17 protein-coding genes are annotated in these 17,812 nt (G+C 45.3%); all 17 read left to right on the forward strand.

The features are described from left to right. The first annotated feature begins 121 nt into the window (after positions 1-121). On the forward strand, positions 122-685 hold the full coding sequence (gene rnmV, locus ACK1LH_RS00295; protein WP_029286041.1) for a ribonuclease M5: 564 nt from the start codon (positions 122-124) through the stop codon (positions 683-685). Then, positions 678-1,559 (forward strand): 16S rRNA (adenine(1518)-N(6)/adenine(1519)-N(6))-dimethyltransferase RsmA, encoded by an 882-nt coding sequence (rsmA, locus tag ACK1LH_RS00300; RefSeq protein WP_411334265.1) that lies wholly within the window; start codon positions 678-680, stop codon positions 1,557-1,559. Before rnmV ends, rsmA begins: the two co-directional genes overlap by 8 nt. A gap of 231 nt (positions 1,560-1,790) precedes the next feature. Next, a complete protein-coding gene (gene yabG / locus ACK1LH_RS00305) occupies positions 1,791-2,681 on the forward strand; it encodes a sporulation peptidase YabG (RefSeq protein WP_029286045.1) in 891 nt (296 codons plus the stop codon). A gap of 230 nt (positions 2,682-2,911) precedes the next feature. Further along, the gene (gene veg / locus ACK1LH_RS00310) at positions 2,912-3,181 is read left to right on the forward strand and encodes a biofilm formation stimulator Veg (protein WP_029286047.1); all 270 of its coding nucleotides are present in this window, start codon (positions 2,912-2,914) and stop codon (positions 3,179-3,181) included. A gap of 183 nt (positions 3,182-3,364) precedes the next feature. Continuing rightward, complete coding sequence (locus tag ACK1LH_RS00315) at positions 3,365-3,550, forward strand: small, acid-soluble spore protein, alpha/beta type (protein WP_029286049.1); 186 nt, start codon at positions 3,365-3,367, stop codon at positions 3,548-3,550. A 169-nt stretch (positions 3,551-3,719) separates the two neighbouring features. After that, positions 3,720-4,589 carry a 4-(cytidine 5'-diphospho)-2-C-methyl-D-erythritol kinase gene (ispE, locus tag ACK1LH_RS00320; RefSeq protein WP_029566235.1) on the forward strand — a complete coding sequence of 290 codons (870 nt, stop codon included), beginning with the start codon at positions 3,720-3,722 and terminating at the stop codon, positions 4,587-4,589. A gap of 55 nt (positions 4,590-4,644) precedes the next feature. Next, positions 4,645-5,478 (forward strand): pur operon repressor, encoded by an 834-nt coding sequence (gene purR, locus ACK1LH_RS00325; RefSeq protein ID WP_029286053.1) that lies wholly within the window; start codon positions 4,645-4,647, stop codon positions 5,476-5,478. A 16-nt stretch (positions 5,479-5,494) separates the two neighbouring features. Continuing rightward, positions 5,495-5,869 carry a RidA family protein gene (locus ACK1LH_RS00330; protein WP_029286055.1) on the forward strand — a complete coding sequence of 125 codons (375 nt, stop codon included), beginning with the start codon at positions 5,495-5,497 and terminating at the stop codon, positions 5,867-5,869. 191 nt (positions 5,870-6,060) lie between these two features. Next, positions 6,061-6,351 (forward strand): septation regulator SpoVG, encoded by a 291-nt coding sequence (gene spoVG / locus ACK1LH_RS00335; RefSeq protein ID WP_029286057.1) that lies wholly within the window; start codon positions 6,061-6,063, stop codon positions 6,349-6,351. A gap of 217 nt (positions 6,352-6,568) precedes the next feature. Continuing rightward, positions 6,569-7,924 (forward strand): bifunctional UDP-N-acetylglucosamine diphosphorylase/glucosamine-1-phosphate N-acetyltransferase GlmU, encoded by a 1,356-nt coding sequence (gene glmU, locus ACK1LH_RS00340; RefSeq protein ID WP_029286059.1) that lies wholly within the window; start codon positions 6,569-6,571, stop codon positions 7,922-7,924. A 91-nt stretch (positions 7,925-8,015) separates the two neighbouring features. Then, entirely contained in the window at positions 8,016-8,969 is a 954-nt protein-coding gene (locus ACK1LH_RS00345) for a ribose-phosphate diphosphokinase (RefSeq protein WP_029286061.1), read from the forward strand. Between the two features lie 988 nt (positions 8,970-9,957). Further along, positions 9,958-10,608, forward strand: a complete 651-nt coding sequence (locus ACK1LH_RS00350; protein WP_029286063.1) for a 50S ribosomal protein L25/general stress protein Ctc — start codon at positions 9,958-9,960, stop codon at positions 10,606-10,608. Between the two features lie 192 nt (positions 10,609-10,800). After that, a complete protein-coding gene (pth, locus tag ACK1LH_RS00355) occupies positions 10,801-11,358 on the forward strand; it encodes an aminoacyl-tRNA hydrolase (protein ID WP_029286065.1) in 558 nt (185 codons plus the stop codon). Between the two features lie 63 nt (positions 11,359-11,421). Continuing rightward, on the forward strand, positions 11,422-11,652 hold the full coding sequence (locus tag ACK1LH_RS00360; RefSeq protein WP_029286067.1) for an anti-sigma-F factor Fin family protein: 231 nt from the start codon (positions 11,422-11,424) through the stop codon (positions 11,650-11,652). A 138-nt stretch (positions 11,653-11,790) separates the two neighbouring features. Next, positions 11,791-15,327, forward strand: coding sequence for a transcription-repair coupling factor (mfd, locus tag ACK1LH_RS00365; RefSeq protein ID WP_029286069.1), 3,537 nt, complete (start codon positions 11,791-11,793; stop codon positions 15,325-15,327). Positions 15,328-15,515: 188 nt separating this feature from the next. After that, complete coding sequence (spoVT, locus tag ACK1LH_RS00370; RefSeq protein ID WP_029286071.1) at positions 15,516-16,052, forward strand: stage V sporulation protein T; 537 nt, start codon at positions 15,516-15,518, stop codon at positions 16,050-16,052. A 160-nt stretch (positions 16,053-16,212) separates the two neighbouring features. Then, positions 16,213-17,805 carry an oligosaccharide flippase family protein gene (locus ACK1LH_RS00375; RefSeq protein WP_411334266.1) on the forward strand — a complete coding sequence of 531 codons (1,593 nt, stop codon included), beginning with the start codon at positions 16,213-16,215 and terminating at the stop codon, positions 17,803-17,805. The last annotated feature ends 7 nt before the right edge of the window (positions 17,806-17,812 follow it).

The raw sequence follows: 17,812 nt of genomic DNA on the forward strand, positions 1-17,812 counted from the left end.
CTGTCTTTTTGTGTTTGAATGGGGTACAATTACGTTTTAACCGGACAGCGAAGCACAAAGCGCTATTTATAAATTAGACGTTTGACTACTCATAAAAGTTTCACCTTTTTTGGAGGAAAATATGAAAATCAAAGAAATTATTGTAGTGGAAGGCAGAGACGATACGACGGCCATCAAACGGTCTGTTGACGCCGACACAATTGAGACGAACGGCTCTGCGGTCGGAGATGCGGTCATTGAGCAGATCCGTCTTGCACAGGAGACGCGGGGAGTTATTATTTTTACAGACCCTGACTTTCCTGGTGAAAAAATCCGCAAGCTGGTTGCCGAACAGGTTCCCGGCTGCAAGCATGCCTTTTTGGCAAAGCCGGATGCACGTCCGAAAAACGGCAGGGGCATAGGCGTAGAGCATGCTTCAAAAGAGGCCATCAGGAACGCTCTGAAGGATGTTAAAGAAGAAATGGCGGATACTGATCCTGTCATTCTTAAAAGCGATTTGCTCACAGCGGGTCTAATCGGAGGTCCAAAAGCAAAGGACCGGAGAGAAAGACTTGGCGTGCTTTTGAAAATAGGTTACACAAACGGCAAGCAGCTTGAAAAAAGACTTCATATGTTCAAGATAACAAGAGAAGCTTTTGCACAAGCTATTGAGGAGATTGTTCGGGAGGAGCAGCAGAATGATTAAAGATATTGCAACACCGGTCCGCACGAAGGCCATTTTAGAAAAGTACGGCTTTTCATTTAAAAAGAGTCTTGGGCAGAACTTTCTGATCGATCCGAATGTCCTGACAAGAATTGTTGACCATGCAGGGGTAACGGAAGAAACGGGTGTTATTGAAATTGGCCCCGGAATAGGGGCACTGACAGAACAGCTGGCAAAGCGGGCCAAGAAAGTTGTTGCCTTTGAGATTGACCAGCGGCTGATCCCGATTTTAGAGGATACTCTGTCTCCTTATGATAACGTTTCTGTCATTCACCAGGATGTCCTGCAGGCTGATGTCAAAGCGGTCATGATTGATCAGTTTAAAGACTGCAAGGAAGTCATGGTCGTTGCTAATCTTCCTTACTACGTGACGACTCCGATCATTATGAAGCTGCTTGAAGATCAGATTCCTTTAAAAGGAATCGTTGTTATGCTCCAAAAAGAGGTTGCAGACAGAATTGAGGCGTCTCCGTCTTCTAAAGACTACGGATCCCTTTCTATAGCAGTGCAGTACTACACAGAGGCCAAAACCGTCATGACAGTCCCAAGAACAGTCTTCATGCCGCAGCCGAACGTGGACTCGGCCATCATCAGGCTTCTGCTCCGAAACGAAGCGAAAGTAACGGTGAAAGATGAGTCGTTTTTCTTTAAAGTGGTCAGAGGAAGCTTTGCTCAAAGGAGAAAAACCCTGCTCAACAATTTGCAGCACTCCCTCCAAAACGGAAAAGAAAAGAAAGCTGCCATTGAAGAGGCCCTTGAGAAGGCCGGCATCGACGGCAGAAGGCGGGGAGAAACGCTTTCTATCGAAGAATTTGCTTTGCTCAGTGATCAGCTCATTGAGGAATTTAAGGAATAACGGCAAGGTGAACCCTGCAGTCCATTAGGCTGCAGGGTTTTTCTGTGTATATGCTGCGGACTGAAGGAAGGAAGCTTCCAAATTATCACACTTTTGCTGAAATGTCATAGGCTAGAAAAGGAGTTCTAAGCACACTGATGTTTACGGATCGGGCACAGCGAGTCCTCTCTTGGTCTGTGCAGTGTCCTGTATGGGAATGTTTCAGCGAATCGGTCATTTGGAGTGAAGAACATGCAAGTTAAAATAGGTGATATTGTAGCCCGCAAATCGTATCAGTGCGATGTCCTGTTCAGGGTCATAGACCTGAAGCAGACAGAAGACGGCAATTGGGCTGCTATTTTATACGGAGAAGAAGTACGTCTGATCGCTGATGCTCTCTGCGATGATTTAGCGGTGATCGATGACCGCGAGCGCATGGAGAGGAAAGTGCACGAAAAAGAAAAGCTTGAGCAGTCTCTCTATCTGCTGAAACAGGATTACCGGCTGCTGCAGGAAAAAAGGGAGTACCAGGCAACAGCAAACTACAGCCATAATGAGGAGTTTTTTCATCTTCCGGGAAAGGTTCTTCACCTGGACGGAGATCCGACTTACTTGCAGAAGTGCCTGTCGCTTTACGAACGGGTGGGCGTTCCTGTTTTTGGCGTTCACGTGAAAGAAACGGAAATGGAAAATGTTGTGGCGGAGCTGATTGAAGAATACCGGCCGAACATTCTGGTCATAACGGGCCATGATGCTTATTCAAAGCATAAAGGGCCGATCAATGACCTGAATGCGTACCGCCATTCAAAGCACTTTGTTCAGACCGTCAGAAATGCGCGGAAAGCGGTGCCGCATCTAGATCAGCTGGTCATTTTTGCCGGTGCGTGCCAGTCGCATTTTGAGTCGATTATAAGAGCGGGAGCCAATTTTGCCAGTTCCCCGTCAAGAGTGAATATTCATGCGCTTGACCCTGTTTATATTGTAGCCAAAATCAGTTTTACGCCATTTTCAGAACGAATCAACGTCTGGGATGTGCTGCGCAATACCCTGACAAGGGAAAAGGGGCTTGGCGGCATTGAAACAAAAGGAGTACTAAGAACAGGAATGCCTTATCGCAGGCACGAAGACAACAGTTCTTCGTGAGACCGCTTCTCGTGAGACAGCGGTCTTTTCCCCCTTAAATCTCTTTATGGAAACAATTTTTCCTTTCTTTACATAAAACAAGAGAATTAGGTAAATCCTACATTGTAGAGATAGAGGGAATTTTGTTGAAAATATTTTGTTGACAGTGATCTTTCATCACTGATATAATTTAAATTTTATTTGACTTAATTTGGGCGGTAGTGTATACTGAATGTAGTGAGGTGGTTGCAATGGCAAAAACGTTAGGCGATATCAAAAACTCCCTGGAGTCCAATCTTGGCAAGCGGCTTACGCTGAAAGCAAACGGCGGCCGAAGAAAAACGATTGAACGTTCAGGTGTTCTTACAGAGACGTACCCAGCTGTTTTCGTTGTACAACTAGATCAGGATGAAAATGCATTTGAACGCGTATCATACAGTTATGCAGATGTCTTAACTGAAACCGTGCAATTAACTTTTTTTGAAGATACATCAGGTTCAGTAGCAGTTGCTGGGCAGTAGACACTCGTTTGCTGCTTTTTTTGTTGCCTTAAAAGGCTTGCAGGCAATTGAAGGATATACATACATGAAGCGGCACATACTAATGGTGCTGCTTTTTTTATTTTAAATAAAAGCAGACTGCCGTCCGGCCGGGCTTCGGTCTTTCCGGCTGCAGCAAAAGCCAGGGGATAGGAGTGTTCTGTGATGGGAAGACGTCGTCAAGGAATTATGTCCGAAGAGTTTAAATACGAGCTGGCAAAGGATTTAGGGTTTTACGACACGGTCAAACAGGATGGCTGGGGGGCAATCAGATCCCGTGATGCAGGAAATATGGTAAAGCGGGCAATTGAATTTGCGGAACAGCATATGGCCGGTCAGGTGAAAAAGTAACGAACTTATAAAGCCGGGGCGCATTCCGCTCCGGCTTTTTCTGCAAGAAAATCTTTTGAAATGCCGAAATATCGCGCCTTACAGCGGTTTTGCCGGAAAAACCCGTTATATTCGCCTTTTTTGTGGTACAATGTGGATAATTTCAGTTCGTTAAAAGTAGGTGAAAATGTTGCGTATTTTGGAAAAAGCGCCGGCTAAAATCAACCTTTCGCTTGATGTGCTCCATAAAAGACCAGATGGATTTCATGAAGTGAAGATGATCATGACAACGATAGATTTAGCTGACCGCGTTGAACTTGTGGAACTGCCTGAAGATACGATTCAAATTATCTCCCACAACCGCTTTGTTCCGGATGATCAGCGGAACCTTGCGTATCAGGCCGCCCTGCTTCTAAAAACGAGGTACGGGGTGAAAAAGGGCGTTTCCATCGCCATTACGAAAGTTATTCCGGTCGCTGCGGGACTTGCAGGAGGAAGCAGCGATGCAGCTGCCGCTCTCAGAGGTCTGAACCGGCTGTGGAAGCTTGGTTTAAGTCTGGACGAGCTTGCAGAGCTTGGAGCGGAAATCGGTTCCGACGTATCATTCTGTGTATATGGGGGAACGGCTCTTGCTACCGGCCGCGGGGAGAAGATTCAGCATATTGATACTCCTCCGCACTGCTGGGTTGTGCTTGCCAAGCCGACAATCGGCGTATCAACGGCAGATGTATACCGGAACCTGAAGCTTGACTCTGTTAAACATCCTGATGTTGACGGAATGATAGAGGGAATTAAGGAACAGGATTTTGACAAAATCTGCAGCCTTCTCGGCAATGTGCTGGAAGATGTCACGCTGAATATGTACCCTGAGGTTGCGAATATTAAAGATCAAATGAAACGCTTTGGTGCGGATGCCGTTCTGATGAGCGGAAGCGGGCCCACTGTTTTCGGGCTGGTCCGCTATGAGTCAAGGCTGCACCGGGTGTATAACGGATTAAGAGGTTTCTGTGATCAGGTTTTTGCTGTAAGGTTGATTGGAGAACGGAATAGCCTTGATTAAATCCGTATATTAAGTTATATTTACTTTAAAATATTCGGATTTTGGAGGTTATTCCATGAAATTTCGTCGCAGTGGACGGCTTGTTGATATGACTTATTACTTGCTACAACATCCACATGCACTTGTTCCTTTAACTTTTTTCTCTGATCAGTACCAATCTGCCAAATCGTCCATCAGTGAGGATTTGACTATTATAAAGCAAACATTTGAACAAAGAGGCATTGGTTCTCTTTTAACGGTGCCGGGAGCAGCCGGCGGGGTGAAGTTTATCCCGAGAATCGGAGCTTCAGAAGCAAGAGAGATCATTGACGAGCTGTGCAGTCTCATGGCTAAACCGGAAAGACTGCTGCCTGGAGGATATTTATACTTAACAGATATTCTTGGCAACCCTTCCATTGTGAACCAGATTGGAAGACTTTTCGCGTCTGTTTTCGCGGACCGGAAAATTGACCTTGTCATGACGGTCGCTACGAAGGGGATTCCTGTTGCCTATGCTGTGGCTAATCAGCTTGATGTGCCCGTTGTCATTGTCAGACGCGACAGCAAGGTTACAGAAGGTCCTACAGTCAGCATTAATTATGTCTCAGGCTCTTCAAAACGGATTCAAACGATGGTTCTCTCAAAGAGAAGCCTCAAAACAGGGTCAAATGTCCTGATCATTGATGACTTTATGAAAGCCGGCGGGACGATTAACGGAATGGTCAGCATGCTCGAGGAGTTCAATGCAAACCTTGCAGGCATCGGTGTACTGGTAGAATCAGAGGGCGTTGAAGAGCGTCTTGTTGATGAGTACATATCAGTAGTCAAACTGACAGACGTTGATGTAAAGGAAAAACAGATAGAAGTTTCGGACGGAAATTATTTCCGGTTTTTAAATAAAACGAACTGACAGGGGAGAGGGTAAGATGAGAACAATCGATACGAAAAAGGCGCCGGCTGCCATTGGTCCATACTGCCAGGGGATCGTCATCAACGGATTATTTTACAGCTCCGGCCAGATTCCGCTTACTCCAGAAGGAGAAATGGTTACAGGCACTGTTGAAGAGCAGACTCATCAGGTTTTCTCAAACCTGAAGGCTGTACTTGAAGAAGCTGGCGCTTCACTTGAAAGTGTCATTAAAGCCACCGTTTTCTTGAAAGATATGAATTCATTCGCCGCTTTCAATGATGTCTATGCCCAGTACTTCAGCGGTCACAAGCCTGCACGTTCATGCGTGGAGGTTGCCAGACTTCCGAAAGATGCGCTTGTGGAGATAGAAGTTATTGCTGCTGTAAGCTGATTTACGCGCTGCTGATCGGTCTGTAAACCTTTTGTACCATACAAACCTGCTGAAGAAATATGAAATGGTATACAAGACTCCATAAAATCACCTGATTTTTCAAAATATTTTTCTGTTCTTGCAGGAAATAGAAAGATTCCGTTGAATAACTTAACTAAAGTTTTTCATACAGGGAAAAGGTGGTGAACAGAATGGAAGTTACTGACGTAAGATTACGCCGCGTAAACACCGAAGGCCGCATGAGAGCGATTGCATCCATCACACTTGATCATGAATTTGTTGTTCATGACATCCGCGTTATTGATGGCAACAACGGGCTGTTTGTTGCAATGCCCAGCAAAAGAACTCCTGATGGTGAGTTCCGTGATATCGCGCATCCGATCAATTCTGGAACTCGAGGGAAAATTCAGGAAGCTGTATTAACAGAGTATCATCGTTTAGGTGAACTTGAAGTTGAATTTGAAGAAGCAGGTGCTTCTTGATTATATGAAGCTTAAAAAAGCCGGTCAGGACAAGATCCTGACCGGCTTTTTACGTAGTGCAAAGAAGATTTTTTAAAATAGGGAATGCTATAAATAAAGCTTGACAGATCATGACAATTTTATGAAATATTATGTACTTTCTCATGTTTTCTTGAAATAAAGGGTTATTTGAGATATATTTTTCTATGGATAAAAAGGGATACTGGAGGCCTCGATAATGGATAACCGATACGCAGTTATTTTAGCTGCAGGACAAGGCACAAGGATGAAATCAAAGCTTTATAAAGTGCTTCATCCAGTTGGCGGCAAGCCAATGGTTCAGCACGTAGCAGATGAAGTTTCAAAACTTGACTTAAGCAAAATCGTTGCTGTAGTTGGTCACGGTGCGGAGAAAGTAAAAGATCAGCTTGGCGATACAGCAGAATATGCCCTTCAAAGTGAACAGCTTGGAACGGCTCATGCTGTTATGCAGGCTGCATCCCAGCTGGAAGGAAAAGAAGGGACAACCATTGTTATTTGCGGCGATACACCGTTAATTACGGCAGATACAATGGCATCCCTGCTTGCTCATCACGCAGAGACACATGCAAAAGCTACGATTCTTACAGCTAAAGCAGACGATCCTGCAGGCTATGGACGTGTTGTCAGAAACGCTGAAGGACATGTTGAGAAGATTGTTGAACACAAAGATTCAAACGAAGAGGAACTTCTTATTACAGAAATCAACACTGGAACATACTGCTTCGACAATAAGGCTCTTTTTGACACATTGAAGAAAGTGTCCAATGAAAATTCCCAAGGTGAATACTACCTTCCGGATGTTATTGAAATTTTAAAATCGGAAAATGAAATCATTTCGGCTTTTCAGACGGCATCTTTTGAAGAGACTCTAGGTGTTAATGACAGAGTGGCTCTTGCCCAGGCAGAGAAGTTCATGAAAAAGCGCGTTAATGCGTTCCATATGAAGAATGGTGTTTCTATCATTGATCCTGACAACACGTATATCTCAAGCGATGCAGTCATCGGAAGAGATACGGTTATCTATCCAGGTTCCGTCATTTCGGGGAAAACCGAAATCGGTGAAGATTCGGTTATCGGACCTCACACGGAAATTAAAAACTGCAAAATCGGAGACCGGACAACAATCCGCCAGTCCGCTGCACACGACAGCGAAATTGGCCATGATGTAAACATCGGACCGTTTGCACATATCAGACCGGATTCTTCAATCGGTGACGAAGTTAAGATCGGAAACTTTGTTGAAATCAAGAAATCATCCATGGGCAAAGCGAGCAAAGCTTCACATCTGAGCTATATTGGAGATGCTGAAGTGGGTGCAGACGTAAACCTGGGATGCGGATCGATTACAGTCAATTATGACGGCAAAAATAAATTCCTCACTAAGATTGAAGACGGAGCTTTCATCGGCTGCAATTCGAATTTAATCGCACCTGTAACAGTGGGCCAGGGAGCCTATGTTGCTGCAGGTTCTACGATTACAGATGATGTGCCAGGCAAAGCCCTTTCCATCGCACGTGCAAGACAAGTCAATAAAGATGATTATTTAAAATAAAAAGTTCAAAGAGCAGCGGCAGGCATTCTGCTGCTGTTCACCCGGCTACTACAGATTAACCAATAAAACCCAGTGGAGGTCTCCTTTAAAAATGTCAAATCGTTATGCAGATTCAAATTTAAAGATTTTTACATTAAACTCAAACACTGCCTTGGCTCAGGAAATTGCAGATGAAGTCGGTGTTGATTTAGGTAAATGTTCGGTAACACGCTTCAGTGACGGCGAAGTTCAGATCAACATTGAAGAAAGTATCCGCGGCTGTGATGTTTTTGTCATTCAGTCTACGAGTGCTCCGGTAAATGAGCACCTGATGGAAGTTCTGATCATGATTGATGCGTTAAAGCGTGCTTCTGCAAAAACAATCAACATTGTTATGCCTTATTACGGATATGCTCGCCAGGACCGCAAAGCCCGTGCACGCGAACCGATTACAGCTAAGCTTGTTGCAAACCTCCTTGAGACAGCAGGAGCGGACCGAGTAATTACTCTTGACCTGCACGCTCCTCAAATTCAAGGTTTCTTTGACATTTTAATTGACCATTTAATGGGTGTTCCAATTCTTGCTGAGTACTTCCAGGAGAAAGACCTTAAGGATATCGTCATTGTTTCTCCTGACCACGGCGGAGTAACCCGCGCCCGCAAACTTGCTGACCGTCTGAAAGCGCCGATTGCCATTATTGATAAACGCCGCCCAAGACCGAATGTTGCGGAAGTCATGAACATTGTCGGTAACATCGAAGGCAAAACAGCCATTTTGATCGACGACATCATCGACACAGCCGGAACAATCACTCTTGCTGCAAATGCACTAGTAGAAAACGGCGCGACAGATGTATACGCGTGCTGTACGCACCCTGTACTTTCAGGACCGGCCATCGAACGCATTCAAAACTCAAATATTAAAGAACTTGTAGTAACAAACTCTATTGCTCTCGGCGAAGAGAAAAAGATCGACAAGCTTAAGCAGCTTTCTGTTGCACCGCTTATCGGCGAAGCCATCATTCGTGTACACGAAGAGCAATCTGTTTCTACTTTGTTTGATTGATTATTACAGCCCCTTCTGCTTAGAGCAGTAGGGGTTTTTTATATATTTTTGTTTTATCGCAGTGTAAAGCTGAATACTCCAGTGGACTGGAGCGGAGGGGAGCGGGTACGTTTTTACAAAAGAGGAGTATCTGAGCTTGGTCTTATAAAGGGATAATAGATGGCACTTATCCGGAAGAATAGAACCCTCAAGCCGAGGAATCAGAAAGTTGATGACACTTATCGGCGAGAACAGAACCTCCAAGCCGAGGAATCAGAAAGTTGATGGCACTTATCGGGAAGAATAGGACCCTCAAGCAGAGGAATCAAAAAGTTGATGGCACTTATCCGGAAGAATAGAACCCTCAAGCGGAGGAAACAGAGAGTTGATGGCACTTATCGGAGAGAATAGAACCCCCAAGCTGAGGAATCAGAGAGTTGATGGCACTTATCGGCGAGAACAGAATCCCCAAGCGGAGGAAACAGAGAGTTGATGGCACTTATCGAGAAGAAAAGAACCCTCAAGCAGAGGAATCAGAAAGTTGATAGCACTTATCGGAGAGAATAGCACCCACAAGCAGAGGAATCAAAGAGTTGATGGCACTTATCGACGAGAACAGAACCCTCAAGCAGAGAAATCAGAAAGTTGATGGCACTTATCCGAGAGAATAGCACCCTCAAGCAGAGGAATCAGAAAGTTGATAGCACTTATCGGAGAGAATAGCACCCTCAAGAAGAGGAATCATAGAGTTGATGGGACTTATAGGCGAGAACAGAACCCTTAAAATGAGAGAGCCGGATGTTGAAAGCACTGATCCGGAAGTGATACAATTTTATTAGATCGGCGAAGATCTTCTTATGCGGCACCGCAAAATAAATGCTGTTTTAAGTAAAAAAAGCACGGTCCCGAGCCAAACAAATCCCCCTTTAAATAAGAAAAAATGTTTAGACCCATTCAATAATGGGAATTAAATAAGACATAACTTATCGTTAGGAAGGTGTTTTGGACTATGACAACTCTAAAAGTAAAAGAACGTACAGTATTTACGAACTCGGCGAGAAGAAAGGTCCGCGAAGAAGGACAAGTTCCCGCTGTGATTTACGGTAAAACAACAGAACCTAAATCTATTTCATTAGATAGCATAGAATTGATTAAAACGCTGCGCGACGAAGGCCGCAACGCGATCATTAAACTGGATCTTGACGGAAAGTCCCATTCTGTCATGCTGTATGAAATGCAGACGGATCCGCTTAAAAACGAAATCACTCATGCAGATTTCTACGTTGTAAACATGAAAGAGGATGTAGAAGTCGATGTGCCGATTACTCTTACTGGAGATGCACAGGGAGTCAAGGACGGCGGCGTTCTGCAGCAGCCTCTGTACCAGGCTTCCATCACAGCCAAACCGGGTGAAATCCCTCAGACAATTGAGGTTGATATTTCAGAGCTTGGCGTAAATGACACGCTGACAATCGGCGATGTGAAGATCTCGGGCAAATACTCATTCAACCATGAAAAGGACGAGGTCGTTGCTTCTATTCTTCCTCCTCAGCAGGAAGAGGAAATCGACAGCGGTGAGGAGCAGGAGCCTGGAGAGCCTGAGAATGCTGAAGGCAGAGAAAACGAAGAGGATGCTGCTGAAGGCGAAAAACAAGAGTAAATTACAAACGCAGCCGTTTAATGGCTGCGTTTTTTATGGTATTGTTGAACTGAAGACACATTGAAAATGACGGCAGCCTGATCTTAAAAGCTCGGGGCTTCATTGGCGCCTGATTTTAAACATAAGGTCCTTCCGGATGGATGGGCATACTGACAAAGAGCCGTTTGGCTTAAAGAATGGGCAGGTACAATCATGAAACTTTTCATTGGACTCGGAAATCCGGGAAAACAATATGAAAACACACGTCATAACGTAGGCTTTATCGCGATTGACGAGCTTTCCAGACGGTTCGGCATCCCTCTTGACCGCACGAAATTTAACGGGATTTACGGAATGGGGCATGTTTCGGGAGAGAAAGTCATATTATTAAAACCACTTACCTACATGAATCTCTCCGGTGAATGCATCAGGCCGTTAATGGACTATTATGAGATCGATGACCAGGATCTCGCCGTCATCTATGATGACCTAGATCTGCCGGCAGGGAAGGTCAGACTGAGAACAAAAGGGAGTGCCGGGGGACATAACGGAATCAAGTCGATGATCCAGCATTTGAATACACAGGAATTCAACCGCGTGAGAATCGGGATCGACCGTCCCTCAGGAGGGATGAGTGTATCCAATTACGTGCTTGGCTCTTTTGGAAAAGAAGAGTGGCCGAGCATTCAGGATGCAGTCGCTCTTTCTGCAGATGCATGCGAGAGTTTTATTAAAGAGCCTTTCCTTCAAGTGATGAACAAATACAATTGATTTAGTATAAGCGCCCCCCTGAAGGTTCATACTGTAACTAAAACCTTTCCAGGAGGGGCTAAAATGGCGCTACACTATACATGCCGCCATTGCGGCGTTAAGGTCGGAACAATTGAGAGCGTTTCAGTATACAGCGAGCAATTGGGTTTTCAGCACCTGTCGCAGGAAGAGAGACGAGAGATGATCTCCTATGAACAAAATGGCGATATTCAAGTAAAAACCATCTGCGAGGATTGTCAGGAAGCGCTCGAACGCAATCCGGACTATCACCAGCTGCAGCGATTTATTCAATAAGCGACGCTTTGGCTTTGTTATGAAGTCAAGGCATTTTTCTGTTAGTTGGCAGGCAGGGAGAAAGACGGCAGAATCCCTGTCCTGCTTCATTCGGATAGATAAACGGCTGAAACACTGCCGAACGGGGAGGTTCCACTTTTGCAAAGTTTGCAGCATTACTTTTATGAAAATGATGATTTTCAAACCATCTTACAGGGGATACAGGGAGGGTTAAAGGAGCAGCTTGTTGCAGGGCTCTCGGGGTCTGCACGCTCTTTGTTCACTTCTTCGCTCTTTAAGCATGCAGACAAACCGCTCCTTGTGATCACCCATAACCTTTTTCAGGCTCAGAAAATTTATGAGGACCTGACGAACCTTGCCGGCGATCAGGTGCTTCTCTACCCAGTTAACGAACTCATTGCATCTGAGCTTGCGATAGCAAGCCCTGAGCTTAAAGCGCAGCGTATGGATGTTTTAAACCAGCTTTCAGAAGATAAAAAGAGAGTGGTTGTTGCACCGATTGCGGCACTGAGACGATTTTTGCCGCCAAAAGAAGAATGGAAAAGAAATCAGTTTCACCTAAAGCTCGGTCAGGATCTTGACCTGGATGAAATTCTCGCCTCTTTGGTGACAATGGGTTACGCGAGGGCCGGTATGGTTTCTTCGCCGGGTGAGTTCAGTCTGCGCGGAGGGATTATCGACATATATCCGCTGACAGAAGAGTATCCTGTCCGCATCGAGCTGTTTGATACAGAAATCGATTCAATCCGCACTTTTAACAGCGAAGATCAGCGTTCGATTGAAAAATTGAAAGAGATCCATATAGGACCAGCAGAAGAGCTTGTTGTTAACGGGGAGCGAATCAAGAAATGCATTGAAAAGCTGGAACAGGCGCTTGCATACAGCCTGAAACGCCTTAAAGACGATAAGCAAAAAGAAATACTTGCTGAAAATATCGGATATGAGCTTGAACAGCTCAGAAACGGTCAGTTTAATCAGGAAATGGTGAAATATCTCACCTTCTTCTATGAGCAGCCTGCTAGTTTACTAGATTATTTTCCGGAGCAGACCATTGTTGTAATGGATGAGATCAGCCGGATACAGGAAATGTATGAGAGTCTTGAAAAAGAAGAGGCAGACTGGTATACAAGCCTGCTTGAGCACGGGAAGATCGTGAACAATATCAAGCTTTCGCACGACTATTCAGATGTGCTGACAAAGACGAAGCATCCGCTGGTCTATCTCTCTCTGTTTGTGCGCCACGTCCCGCATACCAGCCCTCAGAACATTCTTAATGTCTCGTGCAAGCAGATGCAGAATTTCCACGGGCAGATGAATGTGCTGAGAAGTGAAATTGAACGCTGGAAGAAAGCGAATTTTTCCGTCGTTTTCCTTGGCGCAACAGAAGAGCGGGTCAAAAAGCTTGAAGCTGTTTTAGGTGACTACGAAATTAATGCTGCCTTTTTAAAGAAAAATGAGACACCCAAGCTTGGCAATCTGTACATGATGGAGGGCGACCTTCAGACAGGCTTTGAACTCCCGATGCAAAAACTTGCAGTCGTAACGGAGGAGGAACTGTTTAAGAAGAGGGTCAAAAAGCAGCCGAGAAGCCAGAAAATCTCGAATGCTGAACGAATTAAAAGCTATTCAGAGCTTCAGGTCGGCGACCATGTCGTGCATGTCAATCACGGGATCGGGAAGTACCTCGGAATTGAAACGCTTGTCATCAACGGCGTTCACAAGGATTATCTTCACATCCGCTATCAGGGAAGCGACAAGCTGTATGTTCCTGTTGAGCAAATTGACCTTATCCAGAAATATGTTGGATCAGAAGGCAAAGAGCCTAAGATTTATAAACTTGGCGGCAGTGACTGGAAGCGTGTAAAACGGAAGGTTGAATCGTCTGTACAGGATATCGCAGATGATTTGATCAAGCTTTATGCTGAGCGTGAAGCAAGCGTTGGGTACGGATTTTCACCTGACAGCGAAATGCAGCGCGAGTTTGAAGCCGCTTTCCCTTATCAGGAAACCGATGATCAGCTTCGCTCCATTCATGAAATTAAACATGATATGGAACGGGAACGCCCGATGGACCGGCTGTTGTGCGGAGACGTGGGCTATGGAAAGACGGAGGTTGCCATCAGGGCTGCCTTTAAAGCGGTTGCTGACGGCAAACAGGTCGCACTGCTTGTACCTACGACCATTCTTGCCCAGCAGCACTATGAAACAGTCCGTGAGCGTTTTCAGGACTATCCCATTAATATCGGTCTGTTAAGCAGATTCAAAACGAGAAAAGAGATGAATGAAACCGTAAAAGGTCTTAAAAACGGAACGGTGGATATGGTGATAGGTACCCACCGCCTTCTTTCAAAAGACGTGCTGTATAAAGAGCTTGGGCTCCTCATCATTGACGAGGAACAGCGTTTTGGCGTGACGCATAAAGAAAAAATCAAGCAGATGAAAGCCAACATTGACGTACTTACGCTTACGGCTACACCAATTCCGCGGACGCTTCACATGTCCATGCTCGGAGTGCGTGATTTGTCTGTAATTGAAACGCCGCCTGAAAACAGGTTTCCGGTTCAGACGTATGTCGTTGAATACAACGGCGGTTTTGTCCGCGAAGCCATCGAGCGGGAACTTGCACGCGGCGGACAGGTCTATTTCCTCTATAACAGAGTGGATGATATTGACCGTAAAGCAGATGAGATTTCCATGCTTGTTCCTGACGCAAGGGTGACCTATGCACACGGGAAAATGACGGAAAATGAACTTGAGTCAACCATGCTTAATTTCCTTGACGGACAATTTGATGTGCTTGTCAGTACGACGATTATTGAAACCGGCGTTGATATTCCAAATGTAAATACGCTGATTGTCCATGATGCAGACAAGATGGGCCTCTCTCAGCTCTATCAGCTTAGAGGCCGGGTCGGACGTTCAAGCAGAATTGCCTATGCATATTTCACTTACCGGAAAGATAAAGTTCTGACAGAGGTGGCAGAGAAACGTCTGCAGGCGATCAAAGAATTTACGGAGCTTGGTTCAGGCTTTAAAATTGCCATGCGGGACCTCTCCATCCGCGGAGCTGGAAATCTGCTTGGTGCCCAGCAGCATGGATTTATTGATTCTGTCGGATTTGACCTGTACTCTCAAATGCTGAAAGAAGCCATTGAAGAGCGACGTGTGGAAGGGCCGAAAGAAAAGCCGTTCCAGGTTGAAATCGATCTTGAAGTCGATGCGTACCTTCCTGAAACATACATTTCAGACGGCAGACAGAAAATCGACATCTACAAGCGCTTTAGAGCAATCTCTTCTCTTGCCGATCTAGAAGAGCTGCAGGAGGAAATCATTGACCGCTTCGGGGACTATCCTCAGGAAGTAAATGACCTTATGCAGATTGCCAAGCTTAAAGTGTTCGCCGTTCAGGAAAAAGTGGAGATGATCAAGCAGGATAAGGACACGGTGTCCATCTATGTAAGCGAAGAGACAAGCGCGCAGGTAGACGGCCAGAAGCTGTTTGATCTGAGCAATCAATATGGACGCGCGGTCGGTCTTGGCATGGACGGGAAACGCCTGAAGATGACAATTCAGATTAAGGGCGTTAAGCCGGATAAATGGCTCAAGATCGCTGAAGGACTGCTGAACGGTCTTGGATCAGCAAAAAAAGAAGAGATTTCTGCAAAAGGGGTTTAGATCTGCCTCTGACTGTCAAAGCTGTAGAAGAAAATACTGCCTAATCAAGAAAATTTCACTGATGTTGTGTATATTGCGTGCAGGGCTGAAGGATACTATCCGTAAGAAATGGTGGTTGTTGCAAAGAGTTCCTGCGAGCAAGCAATCATCAACTACTCAATCATCAAGTGAAAGTGAGGCAGCATTAGATGAAAGCAACTGGTATAGTACGACGTATTGATGATTTAGGCCGCGTGGTGATTCCAAAGGAAATCCGCAGAACTCTGCGCATCCGTGAGGGAGATCCGCTTGAAATCTTTGTAGACCGCGACGGTGAAGTTATCTTAAAGAAATATTCCCCGATCAGTGAACTGAGTGACTTTGCAAAGGAATATGCAGACGCTCTGTATGACAGCCTTGGACATCCAGTCCTCATTTGTGACCGTGATACCTACATAGCAGTATCAGGCGGTTCAAAGAAGGAATACATGAACAAAAACATCAGCGAGCAGGTTGAAAAAGCAATGGAGGACCGCAGCTCTTTGCTGAATACTGAGGGCGGCAGCATCGAGCTTATCGACGGCAATGCAGAGGAACTTAAATCGTTCACAGTCGGACCGATCGTTGCAAATGGAGATCCAATCGGGGCGGTTGTCATTTTCTCGAAGGATCAGTCTGTTGGGGAAGTAGAACATAAAGCAGTAGAAACAGCTGCAGGCTTTTTAGCCCGTCAGATGGAACAATAGTCTTTATTTATACCGTTTTAATCAGGCAGCAGCTTTTGCTGCCTTTTCTTATGCCTGAAAGAGGGAAAAATAGACAAAAAGGGCCGCTGATTAAGATTTGAAGGGAGTTTCTTGTGATATAATAGGCTCGGTTAGCTTACTATGGAAGGAGAATTGGACGATGGACGTCCGTTCCGGGCCATCAAAACATCTTTTTTTGCAGGGGACAGCGGTATTAACCATTGCAGCTCTGCTTATTAAAATCATGAGTGCGGCATACCGTGTGCCTTATCAAAATATAGTCGGAGACATCGGCTTTTATATTTACCAGCAGGTCTATCCATTTTACGGAATAGCCATCATGCTCGCTACGACGGGATTCCCGGTCATCATTTCTAAGATGATGATTGAATTCGGAGAAAAAGGAAATGCTTCTTCAAACTCGAAAATTTTAAGGGTGTCCTTTCTGTTTTTATTTGCAGCGGGACTTATCTTTTATCTGATCTTATACATAGGCTCCGATCAGCTGGCTTCGTTCATGGGGGACCTTGAGCTTGCGCCGCTGATCAGAGTAATCTCTTTTTCTTTTTTGCTTGTTCCGTTTGTATCCATTTTAAGAGGCTATTTTCAGGGAGAGGAAAACATGCTGCCGACTGCCGTATCCCAGGTGGCGGAGCAGGGAATCAGAGTTTTGACGATTCTCCTCTTTTCCTACTTGCTCATCAATAACGGGTACTCATTGTATGAAGCAGGACAAGGAGCCCTTTTCGGTTCTCTTACAGGAGGATTTGCCGCTTTCATTCTGCTGGCCGTTTTTTTGTCAAAAGACAAAAGGGGCGTCTCCTTTTTCGGGAAAAATGACTCTTCAATAAGGACGTCACACATCCTTTCTTATTTGGTTAAGCACTCCCTAACCATTTCGATTACCAGCCTGATGATTATTTTTATTCAGTTGATTGATGCCATGCAGCTGTATTCAGAGCTTTTGAAAAACGGCTTTGAGATGTCTGATGCCAAAAGAATGAAAGGGATCTACGATCGGGGCCAGCCTTTGATTCAGCTTGGAACCGTTGTTGCTACTTCTTTTTCACTCTCGCTCGTCCCCTTGATTGCTTATGCTAAACGGAGCGGAAATCATGCGGTTATTTCTGAAAGGATCACAGCTTCATTAAAGATTTGTACCGTAGTCGGAGCAGGTGCATCAGCCGGTCTGATTATGATTATGGAACCGCTGAATATTATGCTCTTCAAAAATGAATCAGGGACAGAGGTTCTTGCTGTTCTGAGCCTGTCTGTCATCTTTACTTCCTATTCTCTGACGCTCACCGCCATACTCCAGGGTTTGAATTATACGGTCTTCCCTGCATTTGCTGTCCTAATTGGAACCGCTGCGAAACTAGCTTTGAATGAACTGCTCGTTCCGGAGTTTGGTACGGCAGGCGCAGCGTTTGCCACTGTAGCGGCTTATGGTGTGATTGCGGGACTGAATGCCGGCTACCTGAAGTCGAAAGGGTATGGGCTCGCCGGCAGGGTGAATACAGGAAAGGTTGCGGCTGCAGCGCTTATTATGATGGGAGCTCTCTTTGCCTATTCGGCTCTTTTTTCAGAAAGCTGGATGGCAGGAAACCGTTTGGCCGCATCAGCAGGGGCTCTTTGCGGAGCTTTATTCGGGGGAACAATCTACTTGATTGCCATCCTGAAATTATCTATTTTTACACAAAAAGAACTTGAAGCTTTTCCGGGCGGAAAGAAGCTCGGAGCGTTTTTAAAATAAAGGAAAC

The sequence above is a fragment of the Metabacillus indicus genome, assembly GCF_046603695.1.
Classification (GTDB): domain Bacteria; phylum Bacillota; class Bacilli; order Bacillales; family Bacillaceae; genus Bacillus_P; species Bacillus_P indicus.

What these genes read in the sequence shown, in the direction of transcription:
- rnmV (WP_029286041.1), top strand. Translation starts at nt 122, where the DNA reads ATGAAAATCAAAGAAATTATTGTAGTGGAAGGCAGAGACGATACGACG.
- rsmA (WP_411334265.1), top strand. Translation starts at nt 678, where the DNA reads ATGATTAAAGATATTGCAACACCGGTCCGCACGAAGGCCATTTTAGAA.
- yabG (WP_029286045.1), top strand. Translation starts at nt 1,791, where the DNA reads ATGCAAGTTAAAATAGGTGATATTGTAGCCCGCAAATCGTATCAGTGC.
- veg (WP_029286047.1), top strand. Translation starts at nt 2,912, where the DNA reads ATGGCAAAAACGTTAGGCGATATCAAAAACTCCCTGGAGTCCAATCTT.
- ACK1LH_RS00315 (WP_029286049.1), top strand. Translation starts at nt 3,365, where the DNA reads ATGGGAAGACGTCGTCAAGGAATTATGTCCGAAGAGTTTAAATACGAG.
- purR (WP_029286053.1), top strand. Translation starts at nt 4,645, where the DNA reads ATGAAATTTCGTCGCAGTGGACGGCTTGTTGATATGACTTATTACTTG.
- ACK1LH_RS00330 (WP_029286055.1), top strand. Translation starts at nt 5,495, where the DNA reads ATGAGAACAATCGATACGAAAAAGGCGCCGGCTGCCATTGGTCCATAC.
- spoVG (WP_029286057.1), top strand. Translation starts at nt 6,061, where the DNA reads ATGGAAGTTACTGACGTAAGATTACGCCGCGTAAACACCGAAGGCCGC.
- glmU (WP_029286059.1), top strand. Translation starts at nt 6,569, where the DNA reads ATGGATAACCGATACGCAGTTATTTTAGCTGCAGGACAAGGCACAAGG.
- ACK1LH_RS00345 (WP_029286061.1), top strand. Translation starts at nt 8,016, where the DNA reads ATGTCAAATCGTTATGCAGATTCAAATTTAAAGATTTTTACATTAAAC.
- ACK1LH_RS00350 (WP_029286063.1), top strand. Translation starts at nt 9,958, where the DNA reads ATGACAACTCTAAAAGTAAAAGAACGTACAGTATTTACGAACTCGGCG.
- pth (WP_029286065.1), top strand. Translation starts at nt 10,801, where the DNA reads ATGAAACTTTTCATTGGACTCGGAAATCCGGGAAAACAATATGAAAAC.
- ACK1LH_RS00360 (WP_029286067.1), top strand. Translation starts at nt 11,422, where the DNA reads ATGGCGCTACACTATACATGCCGCCATTGCGGCGTTAAGGTCGGAACA.
- spoVT (WP_029286071.1), top strand. Translation starts at nt 15,516, where the DNA reads ATGAAAGCAACTGGTATAGTACGACGTATTGATGATTTAGGCCGCGTG.
- ACK1LH_RS00375 (WP_411334266.1), top strand. Translation starts at nt 16,213, where the DNA reads ATGGACGTCCGTTCCGGGCCATCAAAACATCTTTTTTTGCAGGGGACA.